This is a genomic window from Halogranum roseipondis, from assembly GCF_059695585.1.
In genome coordinates, this window is the sequence record NZ_JBUEED010000004.1 from 51,377 (window position 1) to 66,199 (window position 14,823).

At 56.3% G+C, this 14,823-nt stretch carries 18 protein-coding genes; 16 read left to right on the forward strand and 2 right to left on the reverse strand.

The annotated features are described in order from the left end of the window. Positions 1-965 precede the first annotated feature (965 nt). Positions 966-1,217 (forward strand): DUF8139 family protein, encoded by a 252-nt coding sequence (locus EOHIBHHM_RS19810; protein WP_497257475.1) that lies wholly within the window; start codon positions 966-968, stop codon positions 1,215-1,217. An 8-nt stretch (positions 1,218-1,225) separates the two neighbouring features. Here the strand turns inward: EOHIBHHM_RS19810 and EOHIBHHM_RS19815 are convergent, their stop codons facing one another. Next, complete coding sequence (locus EOHIBHHM_RS19815; RefSeq protein ID WP_497257477.1) at positions 1,226-4,504, reverse strand: Eco57I restriction-modification methylase domain-containing protein; 3,279 nt, start codon at positions 4,502-4,504, stop codon at positions 1,226-1,228. Positions 4,505-4,915: 411 nt separating this feature from the next. Between EOHIBHHM_RS19815 and EOHIBHHM_RS19820 the strand changes: the two genes are divergently transcribed. From EOHIBHHM_RS19820 to EOHIBHHM_RS19885, 14 genes are all read left to right on the forward strand, one after another. Further along, positions 4,916-5,413 carry a hypothetical protein gene (locus EOHIBHHM_RS19820; RefSeq protein WP_497257479.1) on the forward strand — a complete coding sequence of 166 codons (498 nt, stop codon included), beginning with the start codon at positions 4,916-4,918 and terminating at the stop codon, positions 5,411-5,413. A gap of 155 nt (positions 5,414-5,568) precedes the next feature. Next, positions 5,569-5,925: a hypothetical protein gene (locus EOHIBHHM_RS19825; RefSeq protein WP_497257481.1), complete on the forward strand. Its 357-nt coding sequence runs from the start codon at positions 5,569-5,571 to the stop codon at positions 5,923-5,925. Between the two features lie 115 nt (positions 5,926-6,040). Next, complete coding sequence (locus tag EOHIBHHM_RS19830) at positions 6,041-6,577, forward strand: SWIM zinc finger family protein (RefSeq protein ID WP_497257483.1); 537 nt, start codon at positions 6,041-6,043, stop codon at positions 6,575-6,577. Positions 6,578-6,911: 334 nt separating this feature from the next. Further along, the gene (locus EOHIBHHM_RS19835; RefSeq protein ID WP_497257485.1) at positions 6,912-7,376 is read left to right on the forward strand and encodes a hypothetical protein; all 465 of its coding nucleotides are present in this window, start codon (positions 6,912-6,914) and stop codon (positions 7,374-7,376) included. Then, the gene (locus EOHIBHHM_RS19840; protein ID WP_497257487.1) at positions 7,373-7,642 is read left to right on the forward strand and encodes a hypothetical protein; all 270 of its coding nucleotides are present in this window, start codon (positions 7,373-7,375) and stop codon (positions 7,640-7,642) included. The genes EOHIBHHM_RS19835 and EOHIBHHM_RS19840 overlap by 4 nt, the downstream gene beginning before the upstream one ends. Positions 7,643-7,721: 79 nt before the next feature. Then, positions 7,722-8,264, forward strand: a complete 543-nt coding sequence (locus EOHIBHHM_RS19845) for a hypothetical protein (protein ID WP_487331558.1) — start codon at positions 7,722-7,724, stop codon at positions 8,262-8,264. 144 nt (positions 8,265-8,408) lie between these two features. After that, positions 8,409-8,798, forward strand: a complete 390-nt coding sequence (locus EOHIBHHM_RS19850; RefSeq protein ID WP_487331559.1) for a hypothetical protein — start codon at positions 8,409-8,411, stop codon at positions 8,796-8,798. A gap of 12 nt (positions 8,799-8,810) precedes the next feature. Beyond that, positions 8,811-9,197: a hypothetical protein gene (locus EOHIBHHM_RS19855; RefSeq protein WP_497257489.1), complete on the forward strand. Its 387-nt coding sequence runs from the start codon at positions 8,811-8,813 to the stop codon at positions 9,195-9,197. A 70-nt stretch (positions 9,198-9,267) separates the two neighbouring features. Then, the gene (locus tag EOHIBHHM_RS19860) at positions 9,268-9,666 is read left to right on the forward strand and encodes a hypothetical protein (protein WP_497257491.1); all 399 of its coding nucleotides are present in this window, start codon (positions 9,268-9,270) and stop codon (positions 9,664-9,666) included. A gap of 3 nt (positions 9,667-9,669) precedes the next feature. After that, positions 9,670-10,173, forward strand: a complete 504-nt coding sequence (locus EOHIBHHM_RS19865; protein WP_497257493.1) for a GNAT family N-acetyltransferase — start codon at positions 9,670-9,672, stop codon at positions 10,171-10,173. Then, positions 10,170-10,853 carry a hypothetical protein gene (locus EOHIBHHM_RS19870; RefSeq protein WP_497257495.1) on the forward strand — a complete coding sequence of 228 codons (684 nt, stop codon included), beginning with the start codon at positions 10,170-10,172 and terminating at the stop codon, positions 10,851-10,853. Before EOHIBHHM_RS19865 ends, EOHIBHHM_RS19870 begins: the two co-directional genes overlap by 4 nt. After that, entirely contained in the window at positions 10,828-11,997 is a 1,170-nt protein-coding gene (locus EOHIBHHM_RS19875) for a hypothetical protein (protein WP_497257497.1), read from the forward strand. The genes EOHIBHHM_RS19870 and EOHIBHHM_RS19875 overlap by 26 nt, the downstream gene beginning before the upstream one ends. Positions 11,998-12,054: 57 nt before the next feature. Continuing rightward, on the forward strand, positions 12,055-12,819 hold the full coding sequence (locus EOHIBHHM_RS19880) for a CPBP family intramembrane glutamic endopeptidase (protein WP_497257499.1): 765 nt from the start codon (positions 12,055-12,057) through the stop codon (positions 12,817-12,819). An 87-nt stretch (positions 12,820-12,906) separates the two neighbouring features. Beyond that, positions 12,907-13,419, forward strand: a complete 513-nt coding sequence (locus EOHIBHHM_RS19885; RefSeq protein ID WP_089768484.1) for a hypothetical protein — start codon at positions 12,907-12,909, stop codon at positions 13,417-13,419. An 8-nt stretch (positions 13,420-13,427) separates the two neighbouring features. Here the strand turns inward: EOHIBHHM_RS19885 and EOHIBHHM_RS19890 are convergent, their stop codons facing one another. Then, entirely contained in the window at positions 13,428-13,802 is a 375-nt protein-coding gene (locus EOHIBHHM_RS19890) for a hypothetical protein (RefSeq protein WP_497257501.1), read from the reverse strand. Between the two features lie 105 nt (positions 13,803-13,907). Between EOHIBHHM_RS19890 and EOHIBHHM_RS19895 the strand changes: the two genes are divergently transcribed. Next, positions 13,908-14,789 (forward strand): hypothetical protein, encoded by an 882-nt coding sequence (locus EOHIBHHM_RS19895; RefSeq protein ID WP_497257503.1) that lies wholly within the window; start codon positions 13,908-13,910, stop codon positions 14,787-14,789. Positions 14,790-14,823: the final 34 nt, after the last annotated feature.

Genomic DNA, 14,823 nt, shown 5'->3' on the forward strand with positions numbered 1-14,823 from the left:
CGAATATGACATGGGCCGATTTTGAATCAGAAGATTTCCGGAATCTCAGAGCGGCTATTTCCACCTTCGTTAGTGGCTTACTTAGTCAGACAGAGTCTCCCGACTCTTCATTTGGGGATACCATCGAAACCAGATATGACGATAGAAAGACGATCAAATCAGAAACAGTAGAGTCAGAATGTCTTCGACTCGGTCCACTTCCATATAGACCTGGGGACACGAGTAAACAGGTGGAGATCTACGTGCAATTCGGACTCACAATCAAAGCAAGGGATACTGACTCTGGCCGACGATATGAAATTGTCAAGTCCTCAACCGAGATGGTGTATCTTGACGTAACAGAAGGAGAGGATGGAATTGAGACTCGAGAGCGTGTCCAAGGCCTTCATTTCGACTTTGAATTAAACCCTAAGACCAGCGAAGATGGAGAGGGTGTCGAAACTGCCAACCACCCAGTATTCCACGCGCAGTATAATCCAAATTGCGTTGATACGTCTGCGATAGAGAGGTGGAATCCGGAACCACACAGTGTGAACTATCCTGAGTATCCAAGAATACCGTGTGCCCCGTTTGATATCGTTTCCGTAGGCTATATGATCTTAAATGATCACTTGCCAGGGCGGGTAAGAGATCACGGGGGATGGCCTTCGGAAATGCTGCACGAGAATTTACCGCGATTCCCGAAGGAAGCCTTTGATTTCGGTCCGCAAGGAGGACGGCAAATGGTGCCAGAATGGTGGTACGTTCCATCTAGCGTGGATGGGAATGGACATCCTCTATTGGATCCCGATCACCATAGACCAATTTAAACGCCAATTCTACTGAGCACTTAATATAGCGTGAAAGAGTGACTTATAACGCCGTTAAACTGATTTGAGGAATATAGGCACGTAGACGGTCGAACAAACTGGTTACCGTACACTCGTTGATAATAAAAGGGAGGCCGTGGTACTCGACAATAGGGAATGGAAGATATCCCGCAACCCTCACCGAACCCTTATGACCCAGGCGAGAACGTGCGCGTGTACCTCGACCCTGATGATCCGGACAGTCGCTTCCACGGTGTCACATGCATCGTTATAGACCGATTTGATGACGACTTAGACCGAGAGACTGGGCGCGACTTAGACCGATACTCGTACCGCGTAAGGCGCGAAGACGGTGACGTACTCCCGGTCCAATTCCGGCACCCGGACCTTGTCCCCGAGGAACAGTAAGAGGTCTGTTAGTCGTCTGCTTCGCCGGCTTCCGCGGCGTCCACGTTCAGCTTCACATCTTGCTTCCGCTCCGGTGCCGGCGGCTTCTCATCGGGGTACAGCTCCTGCATCTTCTTGTGGTACGCACCAAGCCCCATCTGCGAGTTGATGTACACGAGTTTCCCCGGGTCCAAGCCGTACAACTCCATCAGCAACCGGTCGATCTTCCAATCCGTACTGTTCCCAAGCTCACCGTCATCAAGCATCGTATCGACGCAATCAGCAATCTCCTCCGCCGTCTCACGGCCGTTCTCTTCAGAGAGTTTCGCCACCGGAACCGGGAGTTCCCTGATATCCGTCTGCCGCATATTGGCGAACGCTTCCGCGGCGTCGATCTCCCCGGACCGTTTGAACATATAGTAATGCAGCACGCGAGAGTTCATCAACCCGAGTAGGAACTTGTGGTGCGTTGTCGTGTCGAGGCCGCTCGGGACGTTCTCCGGGGCGGACCACTTGCCCTCGTACTCTTCATCGTCAAGATCGACGTCCACGTACCAGTCCAGCATATCCTGCTGGTCGTCACGGATCTTGTACACGTACACCGACCGCGGGCAATACACCGTGTCCCCGTGGTACGCAACAGACAATCCGACTCCGGCTTCCCTGATGAACAGCTTATCACCGTCGTACACGGACTGGTCTTTGTAATTGACGCCGTCGTACCCTAAGTCGAGACCCTTCAACTCTATCTCGTCGTACCGTGCATCGAACGAATCACCGTCCATGTACAGCACGTCACCGTCCGCCGGGTTGTCGCTAATTAGGTACTCTTCACCGACTCTGTTCTGATACTTGAACTCAACGTCACAGTAATTGCATTCCTTCTCTTCGTCCGGTTCCTTCTTCCGCGGCGGGGCGATCCACTTCCCGCACGCCGGGCACTTGATGACGTGCCCGGCCTTGTTCAACTCAACGCCACGGTGAGATTCGCAGAACGCACCGACCGGTATCGAGTTATCCTCCATCGTATCGAGGAGTTCGTCGTCTTCGACGTATCGGAACGGTTCGATCTCCCCGGACTCAATGCAACGGCTCTGTGGGATATCGAACGCGTACGCCGATTCAAGCTGTGAGAGGCTCAACTCACCTTCAATCGCTTTCCGGCGGTCTTCATCGACGAGAGTCATCGACCGGAACGTGTTCTCGGCGCTTGGCTCCGTGTTCTTCAGTTGCATTGTCACCGTAGACATACGAATGTCGCTTCCGAACCAGTCCGCACCCATAATGTGGAACCGTTCAAACTCGTAGTTATCGAGAAGATACTGTCGGATTTCAGCCTTCTCGGACCGAAGCAAGGTTTTTGGGAGAACGTACGCTAACCGGCCACCGTCGTCCAGGTACTTGCAGGCGGTGAGGATGAACAATTCATACGTGTCCATATTCTCGACGTCGAACTCGTCACCGAACTCACTGTCCACCCATTCGGTCGCTTCGGGGCTCACTTGCCCGCCCCACGGCGGATTCCCGATAATCAGATCGAACTCGCCGAAACCAGCCGTTTCATCGATGTCTTCGAACTGGATTTCACCGCCGAGTGCGTCCTGCGATGCGAAATTCCCGGTGAGCATTCCCAACGATGTGTTCTTCCGCGCCGACCGTAGCCACACGGAGAGTTTCGAGATCTCAATCGCTTCCTGCAGCAAATCGTTCCCGTGCAGGCACTTGTCGAGAATCTCGATTTCCCGCTTTTCGAAGGATTCGAGTGGTACCTGTACCGGTCCGTCCGAACCAGCTGCCGCAACTTTCGCGGAGCGAAGTTTCTCGTGTACTCTGCGCGCTTCACGGCTAAGGTGGTTAAAACAGGACACTAAGAACGCGCCAGATCCGCAGGCGATGTCCGCGATTCGGATATTAACAATTTCCTTCAGATAGGCTTCAAGGAATTCCTTGTCTGGGTTCTCCATCTCCATTTCCCCGTTATCAAGGTCTAACTCATCTCGAATCTTCGCGCGTTTGTCCTGTAGAAGATCCTGAATCGATTTCTCGGCGACGTACTCGGTGAGGCCCTCCCGTGTGAAGTAGAGGCCGTAGTCGCCGCGGTCGCCGCTGAACGGGTTACTGTCGCCTTCTGCAAGATTCGCTCGCACTTGTTCGATGTCACCCACACTCTCTTCGAAGATACGGCCGAGCACGTGTTCATTTAGGTCTTGGTGGAAGTCGTACTCGTAGAAACCGTATACACCGTAAATCGTCGTATTACCGATTTCGTACTCACGGGTGAACAACTCGTCAGGAAGGGTTACCGACTGCAACACGTCATCCTCCTCAAACAAACCACCATCGTACCCGAAGATGTCGTACGGGTACTCGTCCGGGCTTCCGGTGTCGATGACCCGGAACAAGTCCTGTACGAGCGGGTAGATTTTCCGGTCGTCCAGCGTCGGTAGTGTCGCACCGGTGCTGACGACGTCCTCAAGTAAGTCGTCCGGAAGTAGTCCAGAAGGGTGATCTGAGAAGAAACAGATTACGAGACCGCGGTGAATTAGGGTCTGTGCCGCTTGGATCGCGGCGAGTTGCCCGTCGCTGGATTCAGCGAGATCTGGGTCTTCGTTGAGAATTTCCTCGTAGACATCCTCAACTGCCTCACGGTAGAACTGGTAGAAGTCCTCGGTGAGTTCCAACCGTTCGGAGAGGTTCTGCGCCATAAGATTCTCAATATCCGAATCGGCGTCTTCACCGATTAGGAACCGTCGGTGCATAATGAAGTAGAACTCCCAGAACGTCTCAGTCAACACACCGTCTACATCAAGAAATTCGTCAATCTCCCACTCTTCGTAGTGGTCGATGCTGCCATGGTGGTACAGTCTGACGACTTCCATATTCGACGCGACAACCCACCGGACGGACAGACCATTCGTAATTGCGTACTCGAAGGCCTGTTCAACGGGGGATTTGAGGCGTGACGGATCGACCTTATCGAGATCGGTCCCCGGGTCTTTCAGTTCACCGACGACCTTCCGAACATCTTCTGTGAGTTCACCGCCGTCCTGTTCGAAGTGCCCGAGTAGTACGTCAGGGAACCCTTCACCGCCTTCGGAGAGTGATTCGGGGAGGAGCTGAAATTCACCGGCACTGCTGCGCGGTCGTGTGTATCCGAGAACATCTGAAAAGATGTCGCTTACGAACGACTGCTGCAGGTTGCGCTCTGTGAGCGACGTGCTGGTACCCGTCCATCCTTCGACTGCATCGACGATGTCGTCGGTGTCGGCCGGGCGTTTAACCTCCTGTTGCTGTAAGTACTTGTCCACTAGATCCGGATCAAAGAGAGAGTGCTGGTTTGACGGCAAGGATATTGTGTCCCTTCCGGTACGAGATACTTTGTTCTATCCCTTAATTGGTTATTGCCTGCCCTCTAGGGATCTCTTCATATATTCGACCAAAGACGAAGGGTCTCCCGAGAAGTTATATTTCACCAAATCTGCGGTGTGATCTGCGAAACTTAAGAGACGAGAGGACAGGTGTCTCAAATGTTTCGTAAGGAAAGAATTGTGTCTCCAGCGGGTGAGCGCAAGATATTCGGTTAATATCATCGTATCCGCATTTTTCACGAACAGAATCGGTGAATTTCTGTCACAGATATCGGGCGATAGTTTTCTTCACGCGGGTCATCAACCACAGCCCAGTAATTACTAACAAGTTTCCATCATTATACGCAATTGATGACGGACTGGCGATGGGTGACTAATACTGGCGCAGTGGGCGAAATACCCGTCAGAGTCCTTCCAAATCAACAGGCCGAGTTCCTTGATCTTGATTTTTTAGAAGCCGTTCAAGGGGTTCAAATCAGATATGAACAGGCGGTCGAGACACGAATCGTTCCAGGCGACGTGTGTGTCTTTACTGCCAGAATTAGTGATGTTAACACCGAGACGGAGCCAACGATAATCACGGTTGAAGTGCTGGACGTTGAGTTCCTCCAGCAAGCTAGAGAGAATCACACAGTGATTGATGAAATGATGGAGCATCTTGATGAAGCACGTCAGCGACGGCAGGAACAACGGGCCAACGAGACCTGTGCCAATTGTGCTTCTATTGAAAGCGACACCCGATTGTCTGTAGAGCGAAAGCAGGGGGGACGAGATTTACATTACTGCGCACAGTGTGGTCGGTTGCTCTCTACCAAAGAGTATCAAGAGTGGATAGAGATTCACGGTTAACTCGAATTGTGAAATCAGCTACTGACTGCGCCAGTTCATCAGCGGTCAGATTGATTTTTAAACCCTCCTCGGCTTCAAGCACGTAGTCAACATATTCTTCCAGCATCTCTACCTGTGTTTGTTCGACCCCCGAGAAGTAGAGGATAGAACAACCGATGACTGACACGGATAGTCCACAATCGTTCGAGCAGCTCTGCGACCAATTCGAAGACGAGTGCGTCCTGACCGCGATCGATCAAGCAGACCGCTCTCCAGAGAGCAAGAACTTGGAGGTCCTCTTCCTCGACGATGAGTCTGGCCGTATCTACCGCGTCCTGGACGCAACTCGTGGCGCACCCGACTCAGGCTGGTTCGTCATCGCCCTCGCAGGGCCGAACCCTCAAGACGGCCTCGAGCGCCAGCGTCGTATCCACGACTCCGACACCCACCGAGTCCTCACCACCCAGGTCAAGGAGAACGACCAAGAAACGAGAGTCCGATCTGCAGGGCCTTGCTCCGAAACAACCGAATAGCGATCTCGACTTCCAAAACGCCGTCATAGGCATCGCCAGCCATCACGTGAATAGATGAGCGATCTGTGACGCGGGCGTTTTTCACTCCCCTGCCAGCAGGTGGAGGAATCATATCGTGAGTTCACACTCCACCGCAGTAACCGGAGACGAATCCGCCTCGTCCCCAACGCTGCCCCAGAGTACTGACCGACGTGACGAACGCGCTCGTAACGAAACGATGGATGTCGCGCTCCTCAAGCAGGGCGGCATCTACTCAGTAACCGGTGAGTCCGGGGAGACCTACACTGTCGACCTCATCGACGAAACGTGTACTTGTCCGGATTACCAAGATCGCGATCCAGAGGGCGGCTGTAAGCACGTCCGACGTGTCGCTATCGAAGTTGAAGAAGAGACGGTCCCCCGCCCCGACGGGAAACTCCCGTCATCGGCACTCACCACATCAATCCAAGAGGACGACGACAACGACGTCCGTGAGGACGCTGACTACCAGCAGGCAGAAGCCGCCATCATCGACGCCATCCAAGACCGCGAGGAAGAAATCGCCCGGCTTCAGTCAGAGATTGAGGCGCTCGAATTCGTCACCGACACGCTCGAGGCCATCCGCAACCCTGACGAGGGGTTTAGTCTCGACGCGATTCGAGACCAGCGATAGATTACCTACAGCTCCACACGCTATGAATTCGTCCACTCACCACGATCGAACGGTAACCATCAACGTACAGATTCCCCTTGGTGCAACAGAGGACCTCGACGAATCAATTCCAGCCGACATCTACGCCGACTGGCTTCAAGAACGCCTCAATAAGGGACTTTTCGATCTCTCTGCCACCCCTGACCATCCCGGTATTCTCGAGGTCGACGTCGACGCCATCACGGTAACCAAAGTCACGAGGCACGAATCGGGCCCCGCTTACCGCCCCAAGTAACTACTATTTCGAGCCCAGTTTTTCTTCTCCGTTACAGGCGCGAAGAGGTTTCAATAACAAATGACAGACAGCACTCGAGACGAGGACTCCGTTGCCTCACTCCTCGTCCCTGACGACACCTCACAAGCCGCACTCATCGAACTTTTCGACACGCTGGAACGTGCCGGCTTTGGTATCGCCCTCCGCGATGGCTACGACTCCCAAGACGCCATCGCGTACGACCTCACCAAGACCAGCTCGCTCAACGATATTGTTCCGTCTCCCGGCTCGCCTGAAGACTACGACGCGGCCTATCGAGAGATGCAAACAGGCATCCTCAGTGGCCCAGCCTTTGACGCCGCTATCGCCGTTCTCGCAGCCCATACGGCAGTCGCAACGCAACACCTCATCGACGGCGAGCTGGCCGATCCAGATCTCGGCGATCTAGATGAACGCTCACTCGAGTCGGCAATCTCTGAAACCGAGACGCAGATCACTGATGCCCTGTACGAACGGGCCCTAGAGAACGTGGAGGTCGACGTATGACGTTTGAACACAACACGCCGGTTCCGATGACCTGCCCGGAGTGTGGCGGCCGGTCGTTCTCTTGGATCATTGAAGAAGTCCAGTTCGGCGACATCCAGAAGTACGAGGACGGTACTTTCGAAGAGGTCGGTATGAAGCGCGGTGAGGTTGTCGGAAGTGACGTTGAAAATGAGGGCGTCTACTGTACGAACTGCGATGAGCGCCGCGATCGCGACGAGCTCGTTCCTGGCGACGAGGTGACCGCCATCAACCAAGAGAGCGCGTGATTATCCCTTTCATCCCGTCGCCGGAGTAGTCCTGACTCACCAACACCCCCGGACTTCCGTCGTAACCTGATCCGATACTATGTCCAACGCATCCACCACGCCATCCGACGACACCGATTCGGCCGCACCGTTCGCCACTCTCAGCCGGCTTGCGTACGCCCACGTGACGCACGCCCCACTCAACGAACGCTATATGCCCTCGGGCAACTTCGAAGCTGTCGGCGAACCCGGAGAATTCGGCCCGATCGACCCCGATACCGGGGCAGAATACCGCGCTCTCGGTGGCCTCAATCATCAGTACAACCGCGACTACAGGGTCGGTAGCTCATATCCAAAGACAGTCTTCGTTTACGCCGAAGATACCTCCGGTGAATCCCTCTCCCACAATACACTCGAAGCCATCCTTGATGATCGGAATCTCTGGTCGGATGCACTCACTCCCGTCCTCCTCCCGAAAGGTATCGAAGAAGACCAAGCAACCTGGTACTCCGCGTTCCAATTCCGTCCCCCGGAGCGCGCACCGAGCCTCCGCCGGGTCAAGCGCCAGCTCGACCGCGTCTTCGACGACGCAGAGATCTATCGCGAAGGCCCGTTCCTCGATGCTCGAATCTGGCACGAGTAGTCGCACCACCTGTTGTTATTCGCCCCCATCAGAAGTGAGGTGCACAAAATGCGATCGTTCCTTCCACCGTCAGAATTCGATCTCTCGGATCTCCCCGAGAGGCTCGATGTCGAACAGCAGCTCAAAAACCGACAGGGAGTCCATATGGCGTTTGCGACGACAGCCCTCACGGTCGACATACTCGGTCGTGATCAAGGCGAACGCCACGATGCCCTGAAGGGACTCATCCAAGCGTGGGACTACATCGCCCGCCAACACGGCGAGGACGTCCACGTCGAGTACACCGGGAAGCCGTGGCAGTCACTCAACATCGACGTCGTCGACCGCGCCGACGAGCCCGCAGCAGGAGGCGAGATCAAGCAATACGGTGTGCTCAACTCGGAACGAGACGTCCTCCTCAAGCTTGGTCAGTTCGGCCCGACACTCACAACGAACCGTGAGAAGGCGGCCAAGCAGGCACAAGCGGACAGCCACCTCGAACTCGTCGAAGTCACGAGTATTCCGCTCGGTCAAAGCAGTCCACTCTCGCACTAATTAAAAGTGAATATGACCTCAGAACCCCAGCGCCAGCTTCCCACCGAAACATCCGACACCGTCTCCGCACACATCGCCGCTAGTGAAGAGGCCAGTGACCTCACCTTCCAAGACGCCATCGAGGCGCTCCGAGAAGGGATCGATGGCTACGGGGACCGGGTTCACGCAACCGCCGAAGTTCTCCGCGCCGTCGACGACCTCGGAGTCCCAAACAACATCCTGACCCACCCCCGCGTCGAACAAGGTATCTGGCGATACAGCCACGACGCAGACACCGTCCGCCGCGAGATCGAGATCACCATCGAGCGCGAGGCAGACGACGACGTCACCGTCGACGAGATTGTCGCCGCTTATCGCGTCGCCGCCGCCCGTCTCGACACGCCTATCGACGTGGACTAACCCACCACGTCCAAATCCGCTAGTAGCCCCGCGGGGTGTCAAACCCAGCAGCTCCCTTCTCAAGCCTTCCATGACAGTCATCGTCATCAACATCAAAGAAGAGCGAATCGACTCCGAAGATCAATCCCCCTCAGACGTTCTTGAGTCACTCCTCATCCCCTCCAAATCGCCGGACGATGATACTGTCGGTCCCGAATACGTCCAGAAACTCCTCCGTCAGCTTCCGTCCGACGCATTCCAAATCCGGCAATCAATTCACGAACCGGACTGGGGATTCGGAGAGCCCTGTCCGGTCTGTGGGACCGAAGCCCTGAGCGCCATGACGGTCAGCGAAGACATTTACAACTCGAGTCACGGCGAGTTCGAGTACGTCAAGACTGGCGACGCGAACGGTCCCGTCCTCTCGGTTATCTGCCCCGAGTGCCGGACGTACCTCTCGCACGTCCCGTACCAAAATCTGACCACCTGACCGATGGCATCCATCGACACCGATCCCGACATTACCGTCGGATACTCACGGCTCTCGCCAAACGCCGTGTGGTGCTTCTTCTACGAGATCCACGATGTCCCGAATCTGACCGCCGCCGAAAAACAGGAAGAGGCGTGGGAGGCCCTTCTCGACGGTGACCGCCTCGGAATGGCAGTCGTCGATACCGTCGGAATGCCGTTCGTGAGTCGAATCGCCGTCACACCGAACGCGCGACGGATAGGCGTCGCGACCGCAATTCTGGACCGGCTCCAAGACGAGTATTTGTGCCTCCGCTGTCGCGTTCACAAGGAAAATCTGGCAGGTATCAGACTCGTCGAATCCACCGGGATCCACCGGAAACAGGAGGGCCGCCACGGCGAGCTCCGGTGGTACGATACACAGGTCAACGACGTCGAAAAGGGAGACCAACTCAACACGGAGAGCGACACTACCGCGGTATCCTCGACGTCCGCTTCAACGGCGTCCCGATCAGGAGGTAACCGATGATCGACCACGACACCCGTATCAACCCCGACTGGACCGTTGCACAGCTCCTCGACCTCTACGACGGCCATACGTACGAGACGAAGCACGACCATCCTGACCGCTTCATCTGCGACTTCTGCGCCGCTGGCGTCGCCTATTCGAGCACTCCCCGTGTCGCACAGTACGTTACCGACCGCGTCCTCAATCCCGACCATCCCGTCTGGCAGTCCAAAATACGTGAGCATCCCGGGAAGCGGCCGCTCACGCCACTTGCGACCTACTGCGAGGACTGCGCCGCGCGACGTCTCTACTTTCCGTGTGAGGGCTTCAATGAGGCTCGAGTGTTCTTCACTCTCGAAGAGGATCGCACGATGTCGAATCCCGAGGTTACGGACGTCTCGTCGGCCGACGACGGGATACCCTGGAACCCCCGTGAACTCTCCGAAAAGATTACAGGCGTCCCTTGGGAGGCGAACGCCATCCTTGCCGGGGATGAACTCTGGGGGCCCGAAAATATGGTTGCCGTATTTCTCTCGATGGGGAGTGGCGTCGACATCCGCGAACTCGTTAAGTGGGACGGCTCACTCGATCCGCAAGTCCTCGGCCACGCACGCCGTGAGTATCGTGCGTTCACTCGGAAGATGCTCGAGAAGGGACAGACTCGAACTGCGTTCCGTGACCACGTTCGCGGAGACAACTGACATATGGCACTGTCAGGAGGTAGATTTCTTCGTCGCCGATAGACAGCGAGCGCCTCTTATGACCGACACAACCAGAACTCCTCAAGCGCAGCTCACGGATCTCGACTACAAGGGACACGTCCTCGAACAACCTCCTGCGGAACGAGTAACGGCTTCCGTGGAGACAGCCGAAGACCTCTACGCGGCAGACGAAGGCGACCTTCTCTGGATCGATGGCACCGAATACGCGGTCGTCAAGCGAAACTTCGGGATCTTCCACAGCCCGCTCTCAGTCGTCGCCGAAGACGGCACACAAGGGCAGCTCATCGGGGGCACCATCAACCAGCAGTCGTCGATAGCCGGCATCGCGTGGACACACGAACTCCCCGGAGACAACGACGATCGCGCCCCCCAGCCGAGTGACCTGCTTGCGCGGTTCGACCGCGTCTACCGCCTCGAGGAAGACCGCCTCGACTGTCTCCACGCCTGGACGCCCGATAGCGACCATCGCGTCTGCCCAGCGTGTGAAGAACGCAGTGGCGAACCGATACGTATCGAACAGCAGGCAGGCAAGGCCGTCGAACTCCGGCAGTGTACGAACACCGACTGCCAACACATCTATCGGTACATTCGACCCTTCCCCGAACCGGATACCGCAGCCCTCCTCATTTCTACGGGCACAGTGGACTCTCCCGTGCTCGGATCGGGATACACCACGAGTGAAACCGTCGACGAGTATAAACTCTCAGGAGTCTTCCGCTGTACCGAGCAGGACGATTTCAAGTTTCCCGTCGAGACGAACCGTGGTCGCGACGACGGCTTTTACTCAGCCTCTGAAGTCGCCGCGTTCTGCAACCCAAAGCTCGATCACGACGATCACGACGACCGCTTCGGTACCGTCACCGTCGACACCAACGACCACACTGGGGGAACAGTCATTCGATGGCGCGACGCACCAGGTAGTCAAGCGAAAATGACCGTCGAGTTTCAGGAGCTCGTCGACGGAACGAGCTCACCCACGCCGGACTACGACCGCGCTCTCGACTGGAACCTCAACCGAGACGCGTTCACCGCAATTGTCGATCAGACTGGCCCAACCTGTACCGACACGTATCCTGACATTTCCTCTCAACAGAGCGCACCCAACGATTACACAGCTGGCTGACTCACCCGACCGTTAATACCAGCGAGCCTACAACCGTTACACACGACGCGAACAGCGATGGCTACAGATAGTACATTCGAGGAGGACGTCATCTACCTCTGGCGAACGCTCCGCTCCGTCGTCCTCGTACTTGGCTTCATCTTCGGCGCGATCATTACCAGTCTCATCGTCGGCTATGTGGGCATCGTCGTTCTTGATCAGGCCTACCCAGTTGCCCAGCAATCAGAGACGGCACGCTTCCTCGCTTCCGCCGCGTTTAGTGAACTCGGATACGCGATCTTTGTCGGTGGTCTCCTCTACTGGAAAACGGACCTCCTCCCCACAGGCCTCCGCTTCCGTCGTCCGACTCATCGCGACGCCCGCTGGATACTCGGCGGCATTCTCGTGATGATTGTCACAGAATACGTACTCACGTCCCTCTTCACGTTTTTCAACGTTCCAACCGCACAGAACGCGACTGCGATCGAGGCCACCAAACACGCCTCCCTCCCTATGTTCGGCGGGCTCATCGTCGTATCCCTTCTCATCACTGGACCCTGCGAAGAAATCCTGTTTCGCGGCCTCATTCAAGGGTATCTCCGCAGGTACTTCTCTGCCATCGGAGCAATACTCCTCGCCAGCTTCTTTTTCGCGAGCGTGCATCTCTTCGCCCTGCAGGGTTCTTTGAGCGGCATCCGAAACGTCCTTCTCTCACTCTTTGCGCTATCACTCATCCTCGGCTTCACCTACGAGCGTACCGACTCACTCTTCGTCCCGATCCTCATTCACGGTAGCTATAACGCTATCCTCTTCGCCAGTCTCGGTCTCACTAGCCTCTACTAACGGCCGTCCCGATCTCACCCAAGCCATCCCGCTGTTCACACCTATTCTACCGGTATTTTTTAATATCGGATATACGACGAGTGGGCTATGCGTTTCGCATTAGCAGAAGCAAACTGGGGAGACGACGACGGCACCACGTCGCTCGCAATCGTCACGCCAACAGGCCTCGATCGGCCCTCAGAGTACGGCCGGGCCGCAACGGGCTATCAAACCGCTGAAATCGGCTACGAATTCGACTCCACATACGATCCAACCGTCAACGACCACCCCGATCCGACTCCCGTCATCTTCTACCCCAACGAACTCCGCGACATCATTACGGAAGTCCGGAATACGCTCCCTGTTGATCCATTCTCACCCGCGAACTTCGATGTTCTCGTCGACTGGGCTGACAACCAGGAGGGTGGAGAAGGGCTTCTCGCGGAGATCGGTACAAACGAAAAGGGGAAATGGTGTAAGCAGCTCAAAATGCTCCGAAACGACGGCGGCCACCCCTATCTCAAAGTCCAGCGCGGCGCCCACCACACTTGGCTCCGCGGATCGCCGACCCTCGGTCGCAAAGAGTTCGAGGGCGTCTTCGGAAACGTCACCGTCATCTGACACGAGAATCAGTCCCCCTTCGGATTGACAGGCGCGATATACTCGTTCTTCCAAGTGTCACCGTCTCGCCATTGCCAATAATAATACCTGTATCCCTGTTTCGGCTCCTTCACCGTGATGTAGGCCCCTGTAGCAGGGACATCATCGTAGTCGTCGGGGTCCATCGAGACACCCTGCTCCTCAAGGTCTTCGACGACATCATCGTCGACAGCATCCTCGGGAGCAGTATCTGGAGATGCAGGTGGTTGCTCCCGCTTCCAATCGGCAAGAGCCTGTGCGTAGTCAGCCAAGTCCTCCAGCTCTTCGACCGATAATTCATCCACCACGTCTCGAACGTGTGCCGGAAGGTCAGGTCCAGAAGGTCGCTCAGTGTCGTCCGTCATTAGTTACCCCACAGAGGGGCATAGCCATAACTATTGTGGGGTAAATTGTGATGAGCACTCTCCAGTTGCTTTCTCGCCCCCCACAGGAGGTGGAGGTAACTACGGATGTCTACCCACCAGATCACCCCGGCGGACGAGCACCTCCCACCGCTCGAACTTCCCCCAGGCGCGCTCGACGCATCGCACCCTGACTATGAGAACACCACGGGTAATGACCCACCGGAGATCGAACCGATCGAGCACCGCATCCGTCTCGACATCATCGAGGCTGGCGGGCTCTTATCTCACGAGACCCACCCTCCCACCCCGCTCGCCCGGCAGTACATCCAGAAAACGCTCGTCGATACTTACGAAAGCGAACGCCGGTTCTTTCCCTCCTACGACCGCCTCGATAACTTCCTGGGCGAGGCTCCTGCATTCCTCACAGGTGAGCTCGAACCACATTACCGCGAGCTCGAGCAGATTCGCGCCGATCGCCGAAAGTGGTACACGGAGCTCATCCCGAAAAATCTCGACACTATTCAAGGAACAGCCGACTCCCTCCTCCCCCTCCACACAAACACTTTCCACGGAGTCGCCATCGTCGACGCGAACACCGATCCCATCGAGTATGCCGACGGACACGACTTCGATGTAGACGACGTCATTCGGGAAGCCCAGCTCGATAACCACATCCTGCCCTCCGAATACGGGATCACTCTCCCGGCGCCGCTCCTCGTCGGGGAATTCGCCAGCGGGTCCACTTACGCGTTCCTTCCCTGGTCGGACGCCGTCGTCTGTGGCTGTCCCTACAAGCAGACGAACAAGTGGGCGGTGATGTGCAAACACGAGCTCGCGGCTGCGTCCCGTCTCGCCAACGCCCACGAAGAGGACCTTGACGCCAAGTACGTTCTCCCAATCGACGTCGGTGTTGACATCCCGCAGCGCGCCCGCCGGTTCGTCAGCCCGACTGTCGCTGCCACCCACACGCCCCGGAAGCAACGGTGATCACGATGACGCCCTCCATTACAGACTCGGGGAG

Coding starts and splice junctions, on each gene's coding strand:
- EOHIBHHM_RS19810 (WP_497257475.1), top strand. CDS start 966: ATGGAAGATATCCCGCAACCCTCACCGAACCCTTATGACCCAGGCGAG.
- EOHIBHHM_RS19820 (WP_497257479.1), top strand. CDS start 4,916: ATGACGGACTGGCGATGGGTGACTAATACTGGCGCAGTGGGCGAAATA.
- EOHIBHHM_RS19825 (WP_497257481.1), top strand. CDS start 5,569: ATGACTGACACGGATAGTCCACAATCGTTCGAGCAGCTCTGCGACCAA.
- EOHIBHHM_RS19835 (WP_497257485.1), top strand. CDS start 6,912: ATGACAGACAGCACTCGAGACGAGGACTCCGTTGCCTCACTCCTCGTC.
- EOHIBHHM_RS19840 (WP_497257487.1), top strand. CDS start 7,373: ATGACGTTTGAACACAACACGCCGGTTCCGATGACCTGCCCGGAGTGT.
- EOHIBHHM_RS19845 (WP_487331558.1), top strand. CDS start 7,722: ATGTCCAACGCATCCACCACGCCATCCGACGACACCGATTCGGCCGCA.
- EOHIBHHM_RS19850 (WP_487331559.1), top strand. CDS start 8,409: ATGGCGTTTGCGACGACAGCCCTCACGGTCGACATACTCGGTCGTGAT.
- EOHIBHHM_RS19855 (WP_497257489.1), top strand. CDS start 8,811: ATGACCTCAGAACCCCAGCGCCAGCTTCCCACCGAAACATCCGACACC.
- EOHIBHHM_RS19860 (WP_497257491.1), top strand. CDS start 9,268: ATGACAGTCATCGTCATCAACATCAAAGAAGAGCGAATCGACTCCGAA.
- EOHIBHHM_RS19865 (WP_497257493.1), top strand. CDS start 9,670: ATGGCATCCATCGACACCGATCCCGACATTACCGTCGGATACTCACGG.
- EOHIBHHM_RS19870 (WP_497257495.1), top strand. CDS start 10,170: ATGATCGACCACGACACCCGTATCAACCCCGACTGGACCGTTGCACAG.
- EOHIBHHM_RS19880 (WP_497257499.1), top strand. CDS start 12,055: ATGGCTACAGATAGTACATTCGAGGAGGACGTCATCTACCTCTGGCGA.
- EOHIBHHM_RS19885 (WP_089768484.1), top strand. CDS start 12,907: ATGCGTTTCGCATTAGCAGAAGCAAACTGGGGAGACGACGACGGCACC.
- EOHIBHHM_RS19890 (WP_497257501.1), bottom strand. CDS start 13,802: ATGACGGACGACACTGAGCGACCTTCTGGACCTGACCTTCCGGCACAC.
- EOHIBHHM_RS19895 (WP_497257503.1), top strand. CDS start 13,908: ATGTCTACCCACCAGATCACCCCGGCGGACGAGCACCTCCCACCGCTC.